At 53.1% G+C, this 17,236-nt stretch carries 18 protein-coding genes and 1 tRNA gene; 3 read left to right on the forward strand and 16 right to left on the reverse strand.

Going from position 1 to position 17,236, the window contains the following annotated elements:
* Positions 1–3: 3 nt before the first annotated feature.
* Positions 4–1,068, reverse strand: coding sequence for a tRNA preQ1(34) S-adenosylmethionine ribosyltransferase-isomerase QueA (gene queA, locus IG168_RS19325; RefSeq protein WP_193166249.1), 1,065 nt, complete (start codon positions 1,066–1,068; stop codon positions 4–6).
* A 142-nt stretch (positions 1,069–1,210) separates the two neighbouring features.
* On the opposite strand from queA, the gene IG168_RS19330 reads away from it, so the two are divergent.
* A tRNA-Leu gene (locus IG168_RS19330) sits at positions 1,211–1,297 on the forward strand.
* Between the two features lie 199 nt (positions 1,298–1,496).
* Here IG168_RS19330 and IG168_RS19335 read toward each other — a convergent pair.
* The 11 genes from IG168_RS19335 to IG168_RS19385 all read right to left on the reverse strand — a co-directional run bounded on the left by IG168_RS19335 (position 1,497) and on the right by IG168_RS19385 (position 12,453).
* A complete protein-coding gene (locus tag IG168_RS19335) occupies positions 1,497–1,940 on the reverse strand; it encodes a GIY-YIG nuclease family protein (protein WP_193166250.1) in 444 nt (147 codons plus the stop codon).
* Between the two features lie 348 nt (positions 1,941–2,288).
* The gene (locus IG168_RS19340; protein ID WP_193166251.1) at positions 2,289–2,954 is read right to left on the reverse strand and encodes a hypothetical protein; all 666 of its coding nucleotides are present in this window, start codon (positions 2,952–2,954) and stop codon (positions 2,289–2,291) included.
* 69 nt (positions 2,955–3,023) lie between these two features.
* Complete coding sequence (locus IG168_RS19345) at positions 3,024–3,527, reverse strand: hypothetical protein (protein WP_193166252.1); 504 nt, start codon at positions 3,525–3,527, stop codon at positions 3,024–3,026.
* Positions 3,528–5,136: 1,609 nt separating this feature from the next.
* Positions 5,137–5,931 (reverse strand): hypothetical protein, encoded by a 795-nt coding sequence (locus tag IG168_RS19350; RefSeq protein ID WP_193166253.1) that lies wholly within the window; start codon positions 5,929–5,931, stop codon positions 5,137–5,139.
* A gap of 56 nt (positions 5,932–5,987) precedes the next feature.
* Positions 5,988–6,386, reverse strand: a complete 399-nt coding sequence (locus IG168_RS19355; protein ID WP_193166254.1) for a hypothetical protein — start codon at positions 6,384–6,386, stop codon at positions 5,988–5,990.
* A 269-nt stretch (positions 6,387–6,655) separates the two neighbouring features.
* Positions 6,656–7,015: a hypothetical protein gene (locus IG168_RS19360; protein WP_193166255.1), complete on the reverse strand. Its 360-nt coding sequence runs from the start codon at positions 7,013–7,015 to the stop codon at positions 6,656–6,658.
* Positions 7,016–7,112: 97 nt separating this feature from the next.
* Positions 7,113–7,562: a hypothetical protein gene (locus IG168_RS19365; RefSeq protein ID WP_193166256.1), complete on the reverse strand. Its 450-nt coding sequence runs from the start codon at positions 7,560–7,562 to the stop codon at positions 7,113–7,115.
* 315 nt (positions 7,563–7,877) lie between these two features.
* On the reverse strand, positions 7,878–8,633 hold the full coding sequence (locus IG168_RS19370) for a hypothetical protein (RefSeq protein WP_193166257.1): 756 nt from the start codon (positions 8,631–8,633) through the stop codon (positions 7,878–7,880).
* 1,040 nt (positions 8,634–9,673) lie between these two features.
* Complete coding sequence (locus tag IG168_RS19375) at positions 9,674–10,204, reverse strand: hypothetical protein (protein ID WP_193166258.1); 531 nt, start codon at positions 10,202–10,204, stop codon at positions 9,674–9,676.
* 375 nt (positions 10,205–10,579) lie between these two features.
* Positions 10,580–11,224: an SOS response-associated peptidase family protein gene (locus tag IG168_RS19380; protein ID WP_193166259.1), complete on the reverse strand. Its 645-nt coding sequence runs from the start codon at positions 11,222–11,224 to the stop codon at positions 10,580–10,582.
* A 29-nt stretch (positions 11,225–11,253) separates the two neighbouring features.
* Entirely contained in the window at positions 11,254–12,453 is a 1,200-nt protein-coding gene (locus IG168_RS19385; RefSeq protein WP_193166260.1) for a multidrug effflux MFS transporter, read from the reverse strand.
* 175 nt (positions 12,454–12,628) lie between these two features.
* Between IG168_RS19385 and IG168_RS19390 the strand changes: the two genes are divergently transcribed.
* A complete protein-coding gene (locus tag IG168_RS19390; protein WP_193166261.1) occupies positions 12,629–13,093 on the forward strand; it encodes a YbaY family lipoprotein in 465 nt (154 codons plus the stop codon).
* Positions 13,094–13,125: 32 nt separating this feature from the next.
* On the opposite strand, the gene IG168_RS19395 is transcribed toward IG168_RS19390, so the two are convergent.
* Genes IG168_RS19395 through IG168_RS19410 form a run of 4 tightly spaced genes read right to left on the reverse strand, consistent with a single transcriptional unit; the run spans position 13,126 to position 16,465 of the window.
* Positions 13,126–13,557 carry a potassium channel family protein gene (locus IG168_RS19395; RefSeq protein ID WP_193166262.1) on the reverse strand — a complete coding sequence of 144 codons (432 nt, stop codon included), beginning with the start codon at positions 13,555–13,557 and terminating at the stop codon, positions 13,126–13,128.
* Entirely contained in the window at positions 13,557–14,021 is a 465-nt protein-coding gene (gene tadA / locus IG168_RS19400) for a tRNA adenosine(34) deaminase TadA (protein WP_193166263.1), read from the reverse strand. The genes IG168_RS19395 and tadA overlap by 1 nt, the downstream gene beginning before the upstream one ends.
* Before the next feature lie 12 nt (positions 14,022–14,033).
* Positions 14,034–14,837: a 23S rRNA (guanine(745)-N(1))-methyltransferase gene (gene rlmA, locus IG168_RS19405; protein WP_193166264.1), complete on the reverse strand. Its 804-nt coding sequence runs from the start codon at positions 14,835–14,837 to the stop codon at positions 14,034–14,036.
* A complete protein-coding gene (locus tag IG168_RS19410) occupies positions 14,834–16,465 on the reverse strand; it encodes a GMC family oxidoreductase (RefSeq protein ID WP_193166265.1) in 1,632 nt (543 codons plus the stop codon). Before IG168_RS19410 ends, rlmA begins: the two co-directional genes overlap by 4 nt.
* Before the next feature lie 81 nt (positions 16,466–16,546).
* Here IG168_RS19410 and IG168_RS19415 point away from each other — a divergent pair, with 81 nt between their 5' ends.
* Complete coding sequence (locus tag IG168_RS19415; protein WP_193166266.1) at positions 16,547–17,236, forward strand: class I SAM-dependent methyltransferase; 690 nt, start codon at positions 16,547–16,549, stop codon at positions 17,234–17,236.

The raw sequence follows: 17,236 nt of genomic DNA on the forward strand, positions 1-17,236 counted from the left end.
TGGTTACCAACCACTCACATCGGGATTGCGGCTGATCAACATGGCGTCGCCATAACTGAAAAAGCGGTAATTCTGTGCCACCGCCTCGCGGTAGGCATCCATTGTCTGCTCGTAGCCGGCGAAGGCACTGACCAGCATCATCAGCGTCGATTCCGGCAGGTGAAAATTGGTGATCAGGCGATCCACCACCCGGAAGCGGTAGCCCGGGTAGATAAAGATATCGGTCTCACCGGTGGCCGGGGCCAGCTCGCCCTCGGCCAGACCGGCGCTTTCGGCCATTGCCGCCGCACTCTCCAGCGCGCGCACGCTCGTCGTGCCCACCGCTATCACCCGGCCGCCGCGGGCGCGACAGTCGGCCACGGCACGGCACACGGATTCCGGCACGTGCAGCACTTCGCTGTGCATCTGGTGCTCGAAGATATCGTCGACCCGCACCGGCTGGAAGGTGCCCGCGCCAACGTGCAGGGTCACGAATGCGGTCTCCACGCCCTTGTCACGCAGGGACGCCAGCATCTCGTCATCAAAATGCAGGCCCGCGGTGGGCGCCGCCACGGCGCCGGCGTTGCGGCTGTAGACCGTCTGGTAGCGCTCCTTGTCCGACTCCTCGTCGGGCCGGTCGATATAGGGAGGCAACGGCATGTGGCCGAGTCGCTCCAGCACCGCCAGTACCCCTTCCTGCGGGAATTCCAGTTCGAACAGCGCCTCGTGGCGCGCCACCATCGCCAGTGCGGTATTGTCTTCCAGCAGGATTTCAGAGCCCGGTTTGGGGGATTTGCTTGAACGGATATGGGCAAGTGCCCTGCGCTCATCCAGCACCCGCTCGATCAGGATCTCCAGTTTGCCGCCGCTGGCCTTGCGGCCAAACAGCCGCGCTGGGATCACCCGGGTGTCGTTGAATACCAGCAGGTCCCCGGGCTCCACCAGGTTCGCCAGTTCGGCAAATTGCTTGTGCTCCAGCCTACCGCTGGGCCCGTCCAGACACAGCAGGCGGCTCCCGCGGCGTTCTTTGGTGGGCGTGCGGGCTATCAGCTCATCGGGCAGATTGAAGTGGAAATCCTGGCGGCGCATGGCTTCAGTTTAGGTGGTCACGGAATGGGCGCGAAGAGTACCGGAAAGCCGCCCCACCGCCAAATCCGGTTGACCGGCCCCGGTCCATCGCTATAATCGTCCCCCTTACTGAGGCACACCAAACCACGCGCCTCGAACAACTGCCAGAGTGGTGAAATTGGTAGACACAGGGGATTCAAAATCCCCCGCCCTTAAAAGCGTGCCGGTTCGAGTCCGGCCTCTGGTACCAATAAAATCAAGGGGTTAGAAGACTTTCTTCAACCCCTTTGATACCTCATTTTCTCCCAAAGTGACAACAAAGTGTCAACGCAACTTCTGCGCCACTCAACATTAGGCCGTGAAGTAGCTAGTTTTGTCGCCCCATCTAAAAGCTACTCTATAAGATTTTCCAAGACTTCTTTGACCGCCCCGACCTCATAGAACCAAGCTTATTGCGTGACCTCCATACACCTTACAAATCGCTGCAATTTTTCACCCCTCCACTGAGTGACTCTCCCCTGAGACTTAACAACAGCTTTTTTAACCAGCTGATAGAAGATGGCTACTTGCTCACGAGAAAATGTTTCTGTCCTACCGTCAAACCTTCTTTTCGGCAGAAACATCTTGAACTCCCTTTTGCAAGCGGTCTCTAAATCAAGCGCAGCACCACCGACTTCAAAACACCACCACTCGACAAGAGTATGGAGATAAGGGGAGTCAACGTTGATCGCCGCTGTTCTTTTCTCCGGCCAGTCATTAGAGACCCCAAACTTAAAAAACTTCTCCCCCTTTCCTTGCACTCCCTGTAGGTACAAAAAACCAGGCAATGATTTATCAAACCCTGTCTTTCTCTTATAAAAACTAGCCGAATCAGAATAAAAGGGCGGAAGCACCTTCCCTTTCCACTTTCGACTTACCCCATCTGGAATATAACGATTCTGTCGCCCACCCTCCCTTAATACGCAACCACAAGACTTAGTTTTAGATCCCCTTAAATTTACCCCCGCAACTTTTGTTATATTCCCGCAGTCGCATTGACAGAACCAATACCTATGTCCCTTCTCAGTCCCAGCAAAAGCAACAACAAGCAAACGACCAAACCGAGAGCAACGGAGGTCAGAAAGTCTCTGCCTCCTAGTTTCCCTCGGAAAATAAACCTTTAGCCTATCGACATCATCAGTCGAATACTTTTTTGATCTCGCCATCTTTCCCAAGTACAGGTTTATCGACTAACCACATAGTTAACGCGAAAGCTCTTCATTACACATTTTCATAAGTGGCAAGATATGCCTACAAGCAATCACACTCTCTTTCAAAGCGCCAAGCATTAGAGTTTTTATATATGTTGGTTCAATATTCTCACGCTCATATACGCCAGCCAAACCTAACTTCGCCGTAATTAACACATCAAGTACTTTACGCTTAACCTGAAGAACCCTATGAATCATTTTCACATCCAGCTTGTCAATATTTGACCTACCGATAATAAATGTTCCATGATCCACATCCTCTCGCAAGCGGTCTATTTCATCCAAAATAAGATCAACTTCTCTCACAGAGAGAGACTTAACTTTTTTACAAAAACTTAAAACTTCATCATCAGATAAAATTTCTTCAGTATTCGCTTTTTCCTCAATACTTTCTATTTTTCGCAAAAAATCTTTGTAACTACTATCATCACCCGAAACCAAAGACTCCAAATAACGGTCATCAAGTATTGACCCCGCGATCACCAACTTACTCAGGTGTTCGTTACTTTGCACCTTTTCGATAAACAAAAATAAATTAGACCGCAATACTGCTATTGCTTTACGCTTTTCATTCCTAGACTGTATGTATTCACGCAAGTAGACACCTAAGAGGGCGCCCACAACACCAATAATTACAGCAACTATTTTTAAATCCATACCCGCTCCTAAAACCATGAAGCCAACATTCTTTTCGGCGAAAATCAAAACCCCTATAATATCGCCAACTCACCCAGGTGGAACGAACGCGTTAAACATATAAAATACACACGTTGCACCAAGTATCACCGCCACATTTTTAGCCGCCCCCCGAGACAAGTCCTGCGGCTCTTCACTAAAGGCATCAACGTAGGTTGACGGAGCCAAAGCCATCAGCAAAATCGCGACACCTAAACCCGAAATACCAAATACAAAGAAGAGCCAAAGCTTCCAATAAGAGTTGGACGTAAAAGCCGGGAAACTCCTGAGCATTCGTGAATGCTCTATATTGCCCGTTCGCACATAAGCTCCTGCGCCGACAAAAGATAATGCCCACATATCCATGAGTGGCTGAGGGAAAGTTACACCAAATAACTTCGCGGGCCACCCAAATAAGGCATTCAACACATTTCGGTAGTATTGCAAAAAGTCATTTGCCGCTGTGAATACATCAACATTACAAAGGTACTGAATAAAGCTTACAAAACTAATTGAACCAACTACTACTGATAGGATTCTTAAGGTTGAGTTCATGATTATTTTTTAACCAACGAAAGCTGGAGCTGGTGGGTAGGAACTGGATATTGCTGATATGAATAGATCGATAATAAGAGTCACAATGGGAAAATCAATCAACTAGGTACCTTACAGCCGTTTTTTGACTCTCAGTATGCTACCGACGCTTCCGGAGTAGTGCGCCACACCAAGATAGATCGCTTTGGCAGAAATATGCTGGGGAACACCAGATTAAAACAAAAACTATTACAAAATTACAGCCAATAAAATTAGACTACTAAAGATTCAGCATTCTGCCACTCTGGTTTTGAACACCAAATACATAGCTAAAGCGACACTGTCTATCTCACAACTACGCAGCGAAATGCCCCCCCCCCTTAATCTCTAAAGGTGTCAACAAAGTGTCAACGCAAACGTGTAGAAACGCGCCCCAACCAGCTACGATTCAGCCGTAAGTTATTGATTTATGGTGGTATGGCGCCCAACTTGCGTCTTCCTGGAGGCTTCCCGGGGGCTTCAAAATCCCCCGCCCTTAAAAGCGTGCCGGTTCGAGTCCGGCCTCTGACCAACAAAATCAAGGGTTTAGCGAACTTCGCAAAATTCTGATAAGTGAAAATCCCGCGAGTGTGGCAACAAAGTGTCAACGCTGTTCGCGGTCGGCACCTGGCACAGCGGCATCTTTTCGTTTACGGCCGCCCATCTCCCAATACCGCATGGCATCTAACATCGGCCAGATTTGGCCTCTGCAAACTCCTTTCGCGGCTCTTCTTCTTTCTTCCTTTTATGCACACTGCAAAAGCGCAAAGGCCCAGGAACCGCGGCACACGAAGCCACATTGCCATTTCTTCGCCTCAAATAAGGCCCAAAATCTGCAGGCGTGGGGAGGAGTGAATTTCGCCCCCGCGCGTATTCATTTTCTGCACAAAAAAAGCCAGGACGGCGCCCGGCTATTTTGGTAGCGACCGATACCCTACACGGTGTCCATCACTCGATTTTTCGCTTCATGGTATTCGTCGTCTGTTAGCGCCCCTTACTCGCGTAGCTTTGCTAGGCGTTCCAGCTGGGCCAGGCTGCTTTCAAAGGCTGAAGGCTCCGCAGTTGAGCGAGTAGCCACCGTTTCCTGATTCTGCGGCCGGCCGGCATCAATCGCGGCCGCGTAGGCTTGGTCGCGTGTCTTGTCCGAACTCTTCCTTTGCCATACACACCTCCTTAAAATTTTACGACAAACGTTAGGGGAAATACGACACGTGCGTCCAATCAATGGCCTTCGTGACGGTTAGCTAACCAGCTCATATTACTTTCAATAGCCCGAAATTGAGATAACCGACCAGTAATTTCATCACGTAAATCACACCACGCCGATATGTGCGAACGCGCCCCATATAAATTCGCAAAGTTTGGGAAAAAAATTTCGTACACGGTCCCACAGTCAAAACGGCGTGACCGCACGCGCCGGATCTCCACTGGTTCGCCATCGAAAATTATGACTCTCGGTTTCATAGATCACTAAAAACTGTACATTTATACAGTATAAGGCACCCGCACAGAAAAATGTCAAGCTTCTATTAGCTGCCGCCAGAATTTACCCAAGAGAATACGCCTCAATTAGCACCTTCTTACAGAAAAGTTACTTCGGTAAAGAACTCAGGATACTCCCGATAAATGTAAATACACCACTAAGAAGGTACAACATAAGCGCCGTGGCAATACCACCAATTATGGCTTGCAGTAACCAATCAATTCGATCTATATCAGAACGGTAGAAATATACATTGGGAAACAATCTATGCACCCAGGATAAAACTATAGAGTTGACGTAACCCCATGCATTTGAAAACACTAACAGAGCGAAGAAAAACGTTATAATAAATGCATTTTCAATAGCTAAACTTGGTGAAATTTTTAGCGCCGCCCACAAACTAAGTGCAAAACCCGTAATTAAGCCCAATAGCTGAATTATTAAAGTGCTCCAGCCTGAGCGAGCCCATCCATTTTTTGTTTTATTTTTATTAACAACCTCTAATACAGAAGAATAAGATGCTTCAACCCAATCTGAATCATCGGCAGTTACTGATAGATAGCACAGCTTATCGTCCATCCTGTCAAATCTTACCTCTAAGTGCTCGCCAAGCCCCCTTCCACTCTGCAAACTCTCACCAGTTTCAATAGTAATAATAACTCGCTCGACGCTCTTAGCTCTCCTAAAATGGAGCAATAAATCACCCAAGCTGAACACTCGGTAACCTTTCTCATCAAAGCGGATCACAGAAAACACAATAGGTTTTTTGTCTTCCCTTCCTTGCTGGTCAGCAGACTCTATTAATGGCTGGGCTCGATTTACGAACACCTCATACAATTGAGTTAAAACATCCTCTGTAACTTTAACGTTAGAAAGGTGAATATCTCGCAAGAAAAGCGCCATTTCTTACCCCCAAAATTTCAATAAAGGCTACCGAACATCGTCGTTTCAGAGCAGCATCAACTACTAAACTTGATAGCGCCATACACAAAATTAAAAAGTCCAAAGTAGCCGAACAGAACAAATATGTGCTTACACCAAAAAAGCGAAATTGATGGCCAATTCAAGTAAACAGGAACTTTCAATATTTCATCTTCAGGAGTTCCCTGCCTTTCTTTCACTCGATGAAATAATCCCCAAATCGCCGAACCTGCAATATATTGCAGCAAATCACACGCCAAACAAGCTATAAGAAAAAGTGTTGGCCACAAGAGTGGCTCAGGCAGGGTAACATTACTGCCAGATTTATTATTGAATATCCAGACTAAAGCGATACCCGCAAAGGCCACCTGCCGCGTTACCGAACTCGAAATTCCGGAAATATCATAGTAAGTCTGTCTGTAGTCACTCAGCCTCATGATCCATTTCTATCATTCCGCGGCCCTCTGGGACCAGTACTCAAAGTCGTCTCGTTATTGCCTCGGACTTTATCACCCGGACGGCTATCCTTGCCTTTATCAATATTTCTTGAACCACCCTTGCCTATACCTGTGTTAGGTTTATTAGGACCTGATCCACCCTTCATTACACGTGCCATCATTACGCTCCAATGATCGTCCAATTACAAAAAATTGCGCACTAAAAATTCTCTAAATATCTACCGGTGCTATTTCATCCCTCCATGCGCCTACCCTCTCACAAGCGTCTTACCTTTCGGCAGCAGCACTGGCACACTAAATTTTATTCTCGTCACTGACGATAGCGCTTCCTCAGACATTCCTTTAGCACCCAAATTAATACTACCCAAGAGCACTCCTATACCAGCAGTAGTCCCTTCCTTTTCAGAACTTGTCAGAGCAACATCAAAATCTACCACTTCAGCAATCCCATCTTCGAAGCTCCAAGTACGGCCACCAACCTGCTTCTGATCAAAATAGCCTCCCACAGGGTTAACCGTTGCGCCCTTCTGATCTAGCTCACGCTCGGCCTCTATGACGCCATCAACGATTTGAACTAATGTATTTTTTACGAATTCTTTTAATTCCACTTATCAATCCTATCTGGCGATTGCCTAATGCTAAAAACCCGTATTGATGCGTAGCCGGAAAACTATCATGAAGGCCCTGAGATGCTTGCTAATGTTGCTACCTACAGCTACCCGTATCATCATCTTGAGAATCTTTTTGTACATTTACTACAAAATCACTCAAATTATCCGGACGTCGAAAATCAACATAGAAAGCACTGCTGACAAAACCATGGCAACTTCTTGCCTGCCCCCAGCGCCCCCCATTATTATTCCAGTAATGCTCTCCCTCTACCCATCCCGATCGAACAACTTCTAATTCTGGATTGTATCGAATAGAGACTTTCTTAAACTCTTCAAGTAACTCTTTAGCATTTGAATCGGCCACGTCTCGATCCGAGCAAGAGCGTACGCCGTAAAAATGTTTCACAAACCTTTCTCTAACTCGATAAAGAGGCGGAAGGTCATGGTGGGAGTATCCAGCTTCGTACTCCACATATGGGACCAAACGCTTACTGGTTAGAATACCCTTATCCGTTGCTTCCCAAATATCTTCCAAGTCACTCATTGTCTTTAATTCTCCTTTAACTGCCATGTATTTAGTTTTATCAAACGAACTGAATCAGTACACGCAGTTGACCGTCCAATTAAAAAAAATCGATTAATTCTTATGGATAAGCTCCGCGGAAACAAGGGGTTATAAATTACAAGCTATTTCGCTAAGACGGATATAGATATTGGCCCAGTCCGTAGCAATTTACAGTATAGATAACCGAAATCTGAAAGATCTTTATAAATCAACCACTTAGCTATAAGCTTGGCACATTAGCGAGAATGGTCCAACTAAATCCTATGTGTTAGCCAGACAAATAGTGGTTATTAATCAACCAATCAATTCAATTAGAGAAGAGTTAAGGGAATCAGCATCACCTTGGTTCTCACCGATTTCGGACTGTTGATCAGGCGGCGCTCCATTCACAGCGTGGCTATGGCTTTTCAGCGTTCCAGCCAATGACGACACCACGGATATCAGATCCGACAGCACTTGCAGCACGTTTACCGTTTCACTGCCCAGCCACAGGGTGCCTCCATCCTCCACCTCCACCTTCACCTCTTGCCGCGGTTTCGCCAAGGAATCGCGCACATTGCCCACACGCTCTTTCAAATCCCGTCCGGCAGTACTGTTGATATCGGACGCCGTTGTCAGGTTCAAATTATCCAGGGCCGACACGTTCAGAGTGCCACCGCTTAACAAACGCAGCGCGCCCAGGGCTTCGATGATCTTTGCCCCGGCGATTTCTTCCACGGAATGTTCGCGCACCTGTTTATGTTCGGTGCCGTAGGCTTCCAGGTTTTCCGCCGCCGATAGAATGCGGCGCAGAGAATCTTCCTGGATATCGCCGAGGGTTTCGCGTAGCCAATGGCCGCCGGCATCGATTTTTTGCCGCACCGCTTCGCTTTGTTGCCACAACTGTTCATCGCGATCGATCGCGGGCACGCCCACACCGCGACTCAATACAGTGCGGATAAATGGCTGATTAGGCTGGCCAAAAGCAAAGGCCAATTCAACCACTGTGCCAGATTCTGGAAAGGCCAGCGCGTCGCGCTCGGTGCCGGCGTTCGCCAGTGGCAGCGGCACACTGCGAAAAATCTGCAGGCCGGCAATCCTCTACCTAAGGGTAGATTTAGAATTGGCAGTCCGAGTTCCTGAAGTTCTGGCGGCGAGCCGGCCTCAAACAGGAAAAGAGCCGTAGCGACTACTGGCAGTACCTCGGCAAGTTGAAGCGCATTTTCTTAACAGGCAATCTCTCACAAGGTGGCGATGGTGAGCGCATCGAGGCGACGACACTGACCGCGCTATCGCTTACCCACGACCAAATAGCCAAACGAATACCAAACTCTTTGGCCAATAAGCGACAGGTAAGGACCCGCCCCCAGCCCAACAGCCACGGCGCATGGAGGCGGTTCCAGCTACGGGACCTGAAAACTACGGTATTACGGTGATAAGGGAAGCCCTTCTCCCCTTATCTATACCGATAAGCCACCAAAGGAGCAGACCAGCGAAGAGTGGCTAGTTCGCTATGAAAAGCGCGACCGGGAACTTGAGGGGCTGGAAAGTCCCAGCAGGGGCAAAGTCGCCTAAAGCTATACATGGGGCCAATGGCCCCTTTTTTGTACGAAGGCTAATTTCGTCACCAATATGCGCATGAGCGGGTTTTGCGACCAATACGCGCGGAAGGAAAGCAAGGCTTTCTGCCAGTCAGATACCAGGGTTTTGTGACTAGTACGCGCACGAAGGTTTATGCGCAGTCACTACGCGAGGGAAGATTTTCTGGAAGTCAGTAGCGGGCCAGTTTTCGGAAACCAAAAAAGGGGCAACATTACGGCAAGAAGGCAACGGTTTCAGGTCGCACTGTATTTTCATACAGATATAGAAGCAGTAGGTAGGCATGGCCGAAGCGAAGAAACGCGCTCAGAATGAATTACAGGCCGCCTCAGCGCTAACCACGGCCAGCATCCGCCGTTATTGGAGCCCTAAAAGCGATCCACACCCCGTCGACCGCCAAACATCCTCGAACGCCCAACCTTACAAGACCTGACACTGGGCTCAGCATTCCTAGACAGCTCACCGCTATTTTCGGACCAGTACGCGCACGGGTCCTTTCTGGCGTGCCCTCCTTAAAGAACTTGATCGCCTTTCACCTGCCGACTTATCGCGTCTTTTGCCTTAGAGGCGACAAGGAAGTTCTTTCGCATCTCGTCCAAGGTGGCGGATGATCCAGAGAGCGAAAAACGAACAACACTAAAGGCCCCTCCTTCCATAGCCATAGCAAACCCGACCTTATTGGATTTTCGAACTATCTGATCAATCCGGTCAAAATCCGCTAAGTTATAGAAACCACCCAGTGAGGTTGAGTTGTGGCAAACCATGTCGATGGTGAAAGCCGCTGTATCGGAATTGACCAAGGCCGAATAAGAGCTTCCTGTTTCACAGGATGCCGGGAAGTTCACACTGTAGATACATTCCCCAGTATTGAAGTAGCAAACCTGAGTAAGCGCCTTCCCTGAATCACTCGCCGTCAATGCAAAAGTGCCAGAATTGTCATCAAAGTAGGCCCATTTCCAAGAGCCGTAACCGTCAGCTGCGAGGGATAAACCAGAAGCTAGTGTGAGCCCTAAAGTGAGGAGTAGGTAATTTATCGTTTTCAATTCGCGTCTCCCTTTTTCTTTTTTTGCCTTCCGCGTGTCTTCGATTCTCTCCAGTACTGTGAACTACGTCAACCACGCCAATTTACAGCCATTTTCATGAGTAGGAGCCTGCAAGATGCGTGTAACTATGCGCTTTCCTATTGGGCCAAGCCTATTTCTAGCTTAGAGTCTATATGCTTGTCTGTATTCTTTCATTCTGCAGGTTACAACCTACAAAACACTTTTACATATCAATAACTTACATAATGTTCGAGTCCGTTCTCTGGTACCAAATACAAAAAAGCATTAGCTTTTTTGGTTAGTCCGGCCGAGTAAAAGACGCCGCGCCGTCCGCGATTCCCCCCCTTATCTCTGATTCCGCAATAGGCAATAAAGCTACTCGACGCCGCGCCGCTCCCCCGCATATTCCGTTGACGTTGCACGCACTACCGGCCGAACCTGCAATGCGCTGTCCGCGTACTCGATATGGGGATGCAGGTACGGCTCAAACTGCTTCGTATCCTCACCACCCTGCAGCCAGCTTTCAACAAAAACCGTGTCGGCGGGGGCAACCATCGGCAACGATTTTTCGTGGTATTGCTTTGTCGCCGGGTGCGCGTCCAGGGTGATGATGGAACAGCTAAGCACATCGCCCCAAGTCTTGTAGAGGCCGCAGAAAAAAAGCGGCGCACCGTAACTGAACTCGACCGGGTTCTTGCCGTGCTGGCTCTCCACCCAGGCCGTGGCGGGAATCAGGCAACGGGATTTGCGGTATTCGGGGCGCTGCCCCAGTTTTTTCCAGTTGCTGTTGATGGACCAGTATTTACGATGGGGTTTCCAGCCATCGCCGGCGCGCTCCAGGTAGAGGTGCCAGATGGCATTTTCCACCTCCGGCGCGCCATGGCGGGCCGTCACAATGGATACCTGCTGGGTCGGTCGCCGGCGGCGCCCGAAGATCATCCGCTGCGGGTGATGCACGCCGTAAATTTCCAGAAAGCGCTCGATTCCCGCGTGATCATCCACATCGAAAACACTGCACATGGCGCACTCCCGATTGATCCAATATCCGCCTACCGTGCCGCCGCCAGCTGTGCCGGAGCGCGCAGCGTCAGCAGCGACAATCCGAGCGCCAGCAGGGCGCACACGGCGATACTCGCCACCAGCGGCAGGGGCGTGCCATCGAAAACCTGGCTGACGATGACGATGGCAACCGCGCCCTGCAACATCTGCAGTGCGCCGCCCAGTGCGGCGGCGGTGCCGGCAATGGGACCGTGATTGTCGAGGGAGAGCACCATCGTGGTGGGCACTACCAGCCCAAGGAATGCATTGGTGACAATCAGCATCGCCACCAGCAGCGCGAAGCTGTCGATGCCCGCGGCAAACAGGGCGCACATCAACGATGCACTGCCGGCGAAACCCGCAACACCCCAGCGCACGACATTGGCGGAACCAAAGCGCTCGCCCAGATTCGCGGCAAACTGACTGGCGGTAAAAAATCCCAGCGCATTGAGCGCGAAGGCCAGGCTGAACTGGGTCGACGTCAACCCGTAGTGGCCCGTGTAGAGAAACGACGCGGTGGATAGAAACACGAAGAAGCTCGACATGCCCAGGCCACCGATCAGCGTCAGTCCCATATAGGCGGGATCGCGCAGCAGCGTGGCAAAGGCGCTCCGCATGGCGCCGAACTCGAAGGGCACCCGGTCGGCCGGTGCCAGGGATTCCGGCAGCTTAAATCCAGCCAGCAACAAGCTGACCACCGTTGCCGCAGCCACGGCGATAAATACCGAGGGCCAGCCAAAGGGGCCGATCAGTGCGCTGCCGGCCAGGGGCGCGAGCATTGGCGAGATGGAAATCACCAGCATGACCGTCGTCATCAGCCGCGTGGCCTCGGTGCCGGTATAGCGGTCGCGGATAATCGCGCGCGGAATCGACATCACCGCTGCCGCGCCGATGCCCTGTACAAAGCGCAGCGCGATCAGCCACTCGATGGTCGGGGCAAAGGCACAGCCCAGTGATGCCAGCGCGAACAGGATCAGACCGAAATAGAGGGGCGGCTTGCGCCCAAACATGTCGGCGGCTGGACCATAAAACAGCTGGCAAACCCCGAACGCCACAAAAAATGACATCAGGGTGTACTGGGTGGCTTCCACCGGCGCGCCAAAACTGTCGGCAATCACCGGCAGCGCCGGCAGGTACATATCGATGGCAAAGGGACCGACACAGCTCAACAGCCCAAGGATGATCGCCATGCCCCAAAATTCACGCTTCATAGGTTACCCACCGCCACCCGGCTTACTGTCTGATTTCCGCACCGGGACTCCCCCGCATCGCCCTACAGTCTAACAGGGCGCCGCCATCAGGCTAGCCCGCAAGTGACCGCTTGCGCTTGTCTCCACCGGTGGATTGACCTAAGACTAAATAGGCACCTTCAAATCGAGGCCGATTATGTATTCACCCGCAGCTATACGCGGCCCGTTGTGGCTAGTTACCCTGCTGTCGATACTGCTCGTCAGCGCCTGCCAGCAAAAAACCAGCCCGCCGAGTGCCGAGGCAAGCCTGATCACCATCTCCGGCAGCCTGGTCTATCCCCAACGCATCGCCCTGCCCCGCGAGGCTGTGGCCACCATCCGTCTGCAGGATGTTTCCCGCGCCGATGCGCCTGCAAAGATTATCGCGATGGAACTCATCGAGCTGCATGGCCAGCAGGTGCCTATCTCGTTTGCCGTGCGGGCGCCAAAAAGTAGCTTCCAGCCCGGACACCGGTATTCCATCGCCGCGCGTATCGAGAACGGCGACGGCAAACTGCTGTGGATTACCGATAGCCATAATGCCGTAGAGCCGACACAGGAACGCATCGATCTGGGTGAGGTGAACCTGGTTCAGGCGGGAAAGGGAAATAAACCGCAGTAGCGATTGGCGGCACGCGGCAACAGCGACGCGGCTTATCCTCCGGTGTAGCGCCAGTAGCGCTGCATCTTCAGGAACATGAACGACGCGGTCCAGGTGATCATCATCAGTCCCGCCAGCGCTTCCAGACCGGCCGTAAAGCGCAGGTGGCCCAGGGGTTCGATGTCGCCAAAACCCAGCGACGTATAGGTCGTAAAGGAAAAATAGGCGCAGTCGATCAGGCTGCCATCAAAATTGCCTTCCAGCGTCTGGAAGTGATCCGAGTGGACCATATAGAAATAGCCGAGGGCAAACAGCCAGATTTCCACAACGTGCGCCATCAGGGCGCCGAGCACACCGATCAGCACCGCCATATTGCGCCGCACCGACCACTTCTGCCCGACCAAAAACAGGAAGTTCAGCGCCTCGTGGTGAATGACGACAACCGCAGCCACCAATAAGCTGTTCAGTATGAACGCGACGACCATCAGTCGCCGCTCCGGCGGGCGCGAAAAAATTCGCGCACCAGCGCTGCGGCTTCGTCGGCCATCACGCCGCTCTCCACAGCAATCCGGTGATTGAAGAAATCCGCTTCACCCAGTTGCAGGCGGCTTTCCACAACGCCGGCCCGCGGCTCGCTGGCGCCGTACACCAGGCGCGCCACCCGCGCGTGCACCATGGCGCCGAAGCACATGGTGCAGGGTTCGATGGTTACATAGAGCGTAGTATCCGGCAGGCGGTAGTTTTGTTCCTGTTCCGCCGCGCGGCGCAGCGCAACGATTTCCGCGTGGGCACTCGGATCGCAGTTACCGATCGGGCGGTTACTGCCCTCGCCGATCACCTGGCCATTGCGCACCAGTACTGCACCGACCGGCACTTCACCGCGCTCGGCGGCAATTTCCGCGAGTTCCAGCGCGCGCCGCATAAATCCGTAATCCCGGGGCGTTGCCATTGTCCCTTTCCGTTACTTCCTGCAGACCAGACGGCGCACCACGAAGTCCGCCTCCAATTTCAGGGAATCTTTCTGTTCCAGCTCCCGCCGCACATCGCTGTGGCCTTTCCAGGCAAATGGGGTCATGGCGAGAAAGCCCGCAATCGCTTCCTGCCCTTCCAGTTGGAAGGGGAAACAGCAGCGCATTTCCACATCCGGCGCAAATCCTTCCACCGCTTTCGGTGGTGCGTGTTCTCGCGGCTCGCTGTACAGCGCCTGTTTCAGGGACCACAGGTGTTCGGGCCCTGGCGCCACATCCAGCAGCGATCCACCCGGATTTACCACCCGGCACATTTCATCGTCTGCGGCCGGGGCAAAGACACGCAACAGGTGATCGACACTGTCCGTCACCACGGGCAAGCCGTAACTGCCGGCCACAACAAACTGGGCACCCGGCTGGCGCTTGGCCGCCATCCGCACTCCGGCCTTGGCAATATCGACACCCGCAATATCGTGCGCCGGCCAGCCCGCGGCCTCCAGCTGGCGCGTGTAATAACCTTCGCCACAACCGATATCCAACAGCTGCCGGCCGGGCGCATAGGGCAGTAACGCCACAATGGCGTCCACTAATGGACGATAGTGTCCAGCCTCGAGAAAATGCCGACGTGCTTGCAGCATGTCGGCGGAATCTCCAGGTTCCTTGCTGCGCTTACGGCTCACCGGCAGCAGGTTGACATAGCCCTCCCGGGCACAGTCAAAGCTGTGGCGATTGTCACAGTGCCAGTTGCTGTCGCTGAATTTCAGCGGCAGCTGGCAGAGGGGGCATTGCCAGATCATTCTGTTGTTAAGGTCTCCGCTGGAGGGGTCGCTACTGGTGATTTGCGCAGAATCATATCCGCGGCTTTTTCGGCGATGGCGATCGTCGGCGCATTGGTGTTGCCGCTGATCAGGGTCGGCATTATGGAGGCGTCCACCACGCGCAGTCCATCCACCCCGCGTACTTTCAGCTCCGCATCCACCACCGCTAATTCGTCGCTGCCCATTTTACAGGTGCCAACAGGGTGATAAATGCTTTCCGCATGACTGCGGATAAAAGCTTCGATGGCGCGGCGGTTGGTCAATTTCTTTTCCGGGCTCCAATAGCGCTTCCGATAACGCTTGATCGCCTCCTGCTCGAGAATGTCCCGGGCCATTTCAAACCCCTCCCGCAGTACCAGCATATCCTCGCGCTCGCTCAGGTAATTGGGTTGGATCCGGGGCAATGCACGTGGATCCGCACTGGCGAGGGATATTTCGCCACGGCTTTTCGGCCGCAGTGCACAGGCGTGCAGGGAGTAGCCGTACCCTCCCGGCTTTTTCAACCCGTGCTCGAATAGCGGGGCCGCACAAAAGTGGAACTGAATATCCGGGTGTGCACCAGCAATACTGGAGCTTGCGAAACCTCCCGCCTCCGCCACGTTACTTGTGAGCGGACCGGTGCTGGTCAACATGAATTCCGGCAGGCGCAGCGCAGTTTTGAGTTTCGGCCAGAATGCGTCGTTAAAGGTGATCGGCGCTGATGCTTCCGCCACCTGGATGATATCCAGGTGGTCCTGCAGGTTTTTGCCCACGCCTGGCAGGTGCATCTGCGGCAGGATACCCAGTTGTTTCAATTCATTTTCGGCGCCGATGCCCGACAGCATCAGCAGCTGTGGCGACTGCAGCGCACCGGCAGAGAGAATCACCTCCCGGTTGGCGATCACCTGCTTGCCGTTGATCAACTCCACGCCGGTAACACGATCGCCGCGAAACAGCAGCCGCGCAACCGGGCTGTGTGTCAGGACGCTGAGGTTGGGACGGCTCTCAGCCGGTCGCAGGTAAGCCATCGCGGAGGAACAGCGATGGCCGCATCGCTGAGTCACCTGATAGAACCCCACACCACCCTGCTGGCTGCCGTTGAAGTCGTTGTTAAGACGGTGGCCCGCGGATTGCGCAGCGCGCACGAAGGCGCGCCCGGCCGGAGATTTCCAGCGCAGGTCCGATACGGCCAGGGGTCCGTAGCCGCTGTGATGGGCATCGCTGCCGCGTGCATTACCCTCCGCCAGCAAAAAGTATGGCAACAGGTCGCGCCAGCCCCAGCCCGCATTACCGGCCTCTTCCCAGGCGTCGTAGTCGGCGCCATTGCCGCGAATATAGATCATCGCATTGATGGAGCTGCTGCCCCCGAGCGTGCGTCCCCGCGGCCAGAATAATTTGCGCCCTTTCAGGTAAGTCTGCGGCTCGGTGTAGTGGTGCAGGTTATGCCGTTTGCCCGGCACCAGATAAGCGACCCCGGCAGGGATATGAATCAGGGGACTGCGGTCACCGGGGCCGGCCTCCAGCAGTGCCACACGGTGCTGCTCTTCGGCACTCAGCCGGTTGGCGAGCACGCAGCCGGCTGAACCACCACCGACAATAACGTAATCAAAGACCATTTGACGGGGCATATTGTTTTCTCTCTTATCCCTTGCTGCCTGCCGACGGTACACTTCCCGGCAGACATTTCACAGGGGCCGCGACGAGAACCCATGAGCGATTCCGAATTCAGCGACAAAAAGATCCTGCACAGCTGGCGGAAAAATGCCGCACCGTGGATTCGCGCCATCGACGGCACCACCATCGCCAGCCGTAAACTCGTTACCGACGCTGCAATTGTAGCTGCCGTCACGGCGCTGAAACCCGCCTCGGTACTGGATATCGGCTGTGGTGAAGGCTGGCTGGCGCGGAAATTGACATCGCACGAAATCGACGTCTGCGGAATCGATGCCGTCGCGGAACTGGTAGCGGCCGCCCGCCGCCAATCCGGTCCGCGGGAGATTTACCGGCAGCTCAGTTATGCCGAACTATCCGGCGGCGCGCTACCCCTGCGATTCGATGTACTGGTCTGCAATTTTTCCCTGCTGGGCCGGGAATCTGTCAATGCGCTGTTTGCCGCCACCCGCGGATTGCTGAATCCCGGCGGCCACCTGGTCGTGCAGACGCTGCACCCGCTGGAGACCTGCGGCGAAGCCACCTATCGGGACGGATGGCGCGCCGGCAGCTGGGCGGGTTTCAGTGAGGATTTCAGTGATCCGGCCCCGTGGTATTTCCGCACGGTGGGCAGCTGGGTGACGCTGCTTACAGAAAACGGTATGCAGCTGGCGGCTTTGCGCGAACCGCTCCATCCCGAGACCGGACGGCCGGCTTCACTGATTCTGTCCGGAACGGTGGGCGGGTGA

The sequence above is a fragment of the Microbulbifer hainanensis genome, from assembly GCF_014904735.1.
Classification (GTDB): Bacteria; Pseudomonadota; Gammaproteobacteria; order Pseudomonadales; family Cellvibrionaceae; genus Microbulbifer; species Microbulbifer hainanensis.

Coding starts and splice junctions, on each gene's coding strand:
- queA (WP_193166249.1), bottom strand. CDS start 1,068: ATGCGCCGCCAGGATTTCCACTTCAATCTGCCCGATGAGCTGATAGCC.
- IG168_RS19340 (WP_193166251.1), bottom strand. CDS start 2,954: ATGGATTTAAAAATAGTTGCTGTAATTATTGGTGTTGTGGGCGCCCTC.
- IG168_RS19345 (WP_193166252.1), bottom strand. CDS start 3,527: ATGAACTCAACCTTAAGAATCCTATCAGTAGTAGTTGGTTCAATTAGT.
- IG168_RS19350 (WP_193166253.1), bottom strand. CDS start 5,931: ATGGCGCTTTTCTTGCGAGATATTCACCTTTCTAACGTTAAAGTTACA.
- IG168_RS19355 (WP_193166254.1), bottom strand. CDS start 6,386: ATGAGGCTGAGTGACTACAGACAGACTTACTATGATATTTCCGGAATT.
- IG168_RS19365 (WP_193166256.1), bottom strand. CDS start 7,562: ATGAGTGACTTGGAAGATATTTGGGAAGCAACGGATAAGGGTATTCTA.
- IG168_RS19380 (WP_193166259.1), bottom strand. CDS start 11,224: ATGTGCAGTGTTTTCGATGTGGATGATCACGCGGGAATCGAGCGCTTT.
- IG168_RS19385 (WP_193166260.1), bottom strand. CDS start 12,453: ATGAAGCGTGAATTTTGGGGCATGGCGATCATCCTTGGGCTGTTGAGC.
- IG168_RS19390 (WP_193166261.1), top strand. CDS start 12,629: ATGTATTCACCCGCAGCTATACGCGGCCCGTTGTGGCTAGTTACCCTG.
- IG168_RS19395 (WP_193166262.1), bottom strand. CDS start 13,557: ATGGTCGTCGCGTTCATACTGAACAGCTTATTGGTGGCTGCGGTTGTC.
- tadA (WP_193166263.1), bottom strand. CDS start 14,021: ATGGCAACGCCCCGGGATTACGGATTTATGCGGCGCGCGCTGGAACTC.
- rlmA (WP_193166264.1), bottom strand. CDS start 14,837: ATGATCTGGCAATGCCCCCTCTGCCAGCTGCCGCTGAAATTCAGCGAC.
- IG168_RS19410 (WP_193166265.1), bottom strand. CDS start 16,465: ATGCCCCGTCAAATGGTCTTTGATTACGTTATTGTCGGTGGTGGTTCA.
- IG168_RS19415 (WP_193166266.1), top strand. CDS start 16,547: ATGAGCGATTCCGAATTCAGCGACAAAAAGATCCTGCACAGCTGGCGG.